The sequence below is a fragment of the Bartonella sp. AP4SXKL genome (assembly GCF_042195845.1).
Classification (GTDB): Bacteria; Pseudomonadota; Alphaproteobacteria; order Rhizobiales; family Rhizobiaceae; genus Bartonella.
Genome location: NZ_JBHIPA010000044.1, coordinates 1 through 3027, shown reverse-complemented (window position 1 = coordinate 3027; position 3027 = coordinate 1). Strand labels below are relative to the sequence as shown.

Below are 3027 nucleotides of genomic sequence, written 5' to 3'. Positions count from 1 at the left end.
CCCATAGCTTCCACCGTCACGCCTGCGATCATTGCAGGGCGCGTGCAAGCAAGAAATAACGTATCTTCTGTTAGCTTATCGTGCTCTTTCATGGCTTTGAAAGGCTGGAGTTTAACTGGAAAACATTGCTGCGATTTGTGGTGCACCAAAGATAATGCCGATGCCAATACAAACAAAGAAAGCTTTACGCATTTCAACATAACCAGCAATCCATGCAATCCCAACACCGGCAATCGCAATGGTCGCGATTGATTTTGCAATTGGTCCTGTTAAAGCTTCAATTATTTTTTGAAGAGCACTTTCAATTTTTCCGAAGCCGCCTGCGGCAAATGCTGGTTCACTCAGTGCGATGAAGGCAATAAACAGCATCAATGCTGCTGTTAACCATTTCTTTTGTGTGTTGGGTAGAGTAGTTTTTGGTAAGATGTGTTCACAACTGAATGAATTATTCATGTTTTTCATGAAAAACCCCCTCGCTATTTTAAAGTTGAAAATTAAATTAATAGTTAAAATATTAATCTACCCTATAAAATGAAAAAACTATTTTTTCTACTATAAAATTAAAAATATTTAATCTTTATCTTAGATAATAGACAAAAATATAGTAATATTCAAAATGATACTTTTAAAATATCTTTGAGCAGCGCCTAAATATATTATATTAATTTATATTATTATTTTTTGATACTTTTATTTCAGTCAACATAATGAAAATTCTTTTTTTTAAAAGGATCAGAAAAGACAATAGAAAACCCTGCTTAAAAAGCACAAAATGTTTTATGGTCGAGCAAATTTCAACAACCATAAGATTGGCGAAGAGATCACGGAAGTTATATTCCCATTGACCATTATTGATAAAACGTTCTCTCAAGCGCTACTGAAAAATCAAGGCAATATTCCACTACGAAATTTATCAGAAAAAAGTTAATCATAATCTACACAGTCCTTAGTGGACAATTCTTGCAAAGAAAAATTATTGTGTTTAGAATTTATTTACTCGTATAGGTTGTTTTCTACAGCGCTGTATAATAGCGTGTTTCCTTGGTTATATGTTATTTCGCTTTGCTGTTGTTGTAGGTTGTATTAGGTTGTATTGCCATAAAAAACAGTTGTTTGAAGGCTTTACCATATTGAAAATCTTTTTTTTTTAATATAGCTTTGACCTTGACACGCTTTTTTCGAGCTATGAGTCGTTTCAAATAGAGGGAAATATAATGGCAAAAAAATAAAAACCCAACTGCGTTAACAGAAGGGTTTCTAAAATATCCGTACTACATATACGGTAAATTAAATTAAAACAATAAAGTAATTCCCAATTTAATTTATCGTGATGCATTCTGCAAGAGAAATTTTGTGGAAAAAGGGTATTTTTAACATTTTTTTTGCCTCCAATAGAGAGGTTTTAAAAATTATGGTTAAGAAAACATTTGGAAGACGAATAGATGCACATCATATAGAATTTAGAAAATTAGCAGAAACTGCTGAGATTGGTTCTGTAAGTCGTGGTCAATTGATTGGATTGGCTAAAAACATGAAAAAAACTGGTTTAGTTAAAAAACCAGAAGGCGAACTTCTTCTTGAGTTACTGGATACAGCTTCAAGAGATTCATTTGAAAAAGGAGGAGTTCCTATTGTTTTCAAAAGCAATCAACAACTTGGTTATGACATTAGTCGTAGTGAAGGACGCGTTAGTCGATTGCTTTCATCTCTCTATGATTGTGGTTTTATTGTTATGCGGGATTCTGGAAACTTTAAACGCTATCCTATACGTAACCATAGTAATGGTATCGTAACAGCTTGCGGTATTGATTTACGTATTCTTGTTGCTCGATATCATGAACTTAAGCAAAAAACAGACGAAGCTATGGAAGCTTATGATAAAAAGAAGGAAACTTTGCGTTATTTTAGGGGATTGGTGCGTCAAATTAAAACCTCTTACGCTGAAATGGAAGTGACACCGCTTATGGCATTGCTTTTTTCTAGAATGCAAAAAATTCTTCATATTATTGGTCGACCAACAAAAGCATCTTTTGAAAAATTACAAAAGGCATCCCATCTTTTTGAATGGATTTTACAGCGTTGTTTTAAGCTAAAAACATTAAAAACGACATACAGATATGCCTCCAATGACATACACATAGAACATACAACCCCTAACTATAATTGTAATTGTAACAAAAATGAGTGTTCAGAGTTATCTGAACACACTCAAATCGTTAATGTGACCTCCGGTCACGATAAAATGGCTTATGAAAATATAGTAAACGGCAAAACCGAAGCATCACTTCCCTCAAAAGGTAGTATATTGCCTCAAATTAAGCCGGAGATACTAGAAAAGGCTTTACCAAATACCGTCTTGTTTTCTGAATGTAGTTTCCAAACAGAAAGCGATTTGATACATTCTATGTATCCTATGTACAGAATGATTAAAGTTTCAGAACATGCCGCTGAACAAGCTACAAAAATCATGGGGCTTAAAAAAACAGCTCTGGCAATTGCCATCATTTTTGAAAAATATGCTAGAGGACTTGTAAAATCACCAGGAGGATATCTCCGCGGCATGATTGATAAAGAAAAAAAGGGAGAATTATATCTAGAGCGTTCTTTATTCGCTTTATTGAAACAAGCTGATCAAGAAGAAATAAATAGTTTAAACTTAGAAAAAAATCAGAAAATAAAGCTAAACGAAGAAAAAAGCTCTTTGTTTGAGTTTGAACTCAATAAAACGTTAAATAATCTAACAATGTCAAAATTTGCATAAGTACAATTAATCTTCATTTTTTAAAGACGTAAAGGAATTCGAAAATAGTAAAAATTTTTGATTTTGAAAAAGGAGAAAGAGATAAATGATCAACTTATCCTAGCGGGGATAACTTTCTAGAACCTCTTCCTCCAAAAAAAGATATATACAAGATATTTTTATTTAGCAATTATTTTATTAGTTCCTTTATATTTTTTAATGAGAGGCTATCCGCCTCTCAAACTCTCTGGAACGCTCACCAAAATCATGACATCAGACCCGCGTTT

General features: G+C 33.0%; 3 protein-coding genes. 1 reads left to right on the top strand and 2 read right to left on the bottom strand.

Translation table 11 applies throughout. The features are described from left to right. Together ACFIMI_RS09545 and ACFIMI_RS09540 are read right to left on the bottom strand one after the other, a co-directional pair. Positions 1 to 92, bottom strand: a 92-nt coding sequence (locus tag ACFIMI_RS09545; protein ID WP_375692422.1) for a VirB3 family type IV secretion system protein, incomplete at its 3' end; no start/stop codon positions are given. A gap of 19 nt (positions 93 to 111) precedes the next feature. After that, positions 112 to 462, bottom strand: a complete 351-nt coding sequence (locus ACFIMI_RS09540) for a TrbC/VirB2 family protein (RefSeq protein ID WP_375618881.1) — start codon at positions 460 to 462, stop codon at positions 112 to 114. A gap of 949 nt (positions 463 to 1411) precedes the next feature. Between ACFIMI_RS09540 and repC the strand changes: the two genes are divergently transcribed. Continuing rightward, positions 1412 to 2761 carry a replication initiation protein RepC gene (repC, locus tag ACFIMI_RS09535; protein ID WP_375692524.1) on the top strand — a complete coding sequence of 450 codons (1350 nt, stop codon included), beginning with the start codon at positions 1412 to 1414 and terminating at the stop codon, positions 2759 to 2761. The last annotated feature ends 266 nt before the right edge of the window (positions 2762 to 3027 follow it).

What these genes read in the sequence shown, in the direction of transcription:
- ACFIMI_RS09540 (WP_375618881.1), bottom strand. Translation starts at nt 462, where the DNA reads ATGAAAAACATGAATAATTCATTCAGTTGTGAACACATCTTACCAAAA.
- repC (WP_375692524.1), top strand. Translation starts at nt 1,412, where the DNA reads ATGGTTAAGAAAACATTTGGAAGACGAATAGATGCACATCATATAGAA.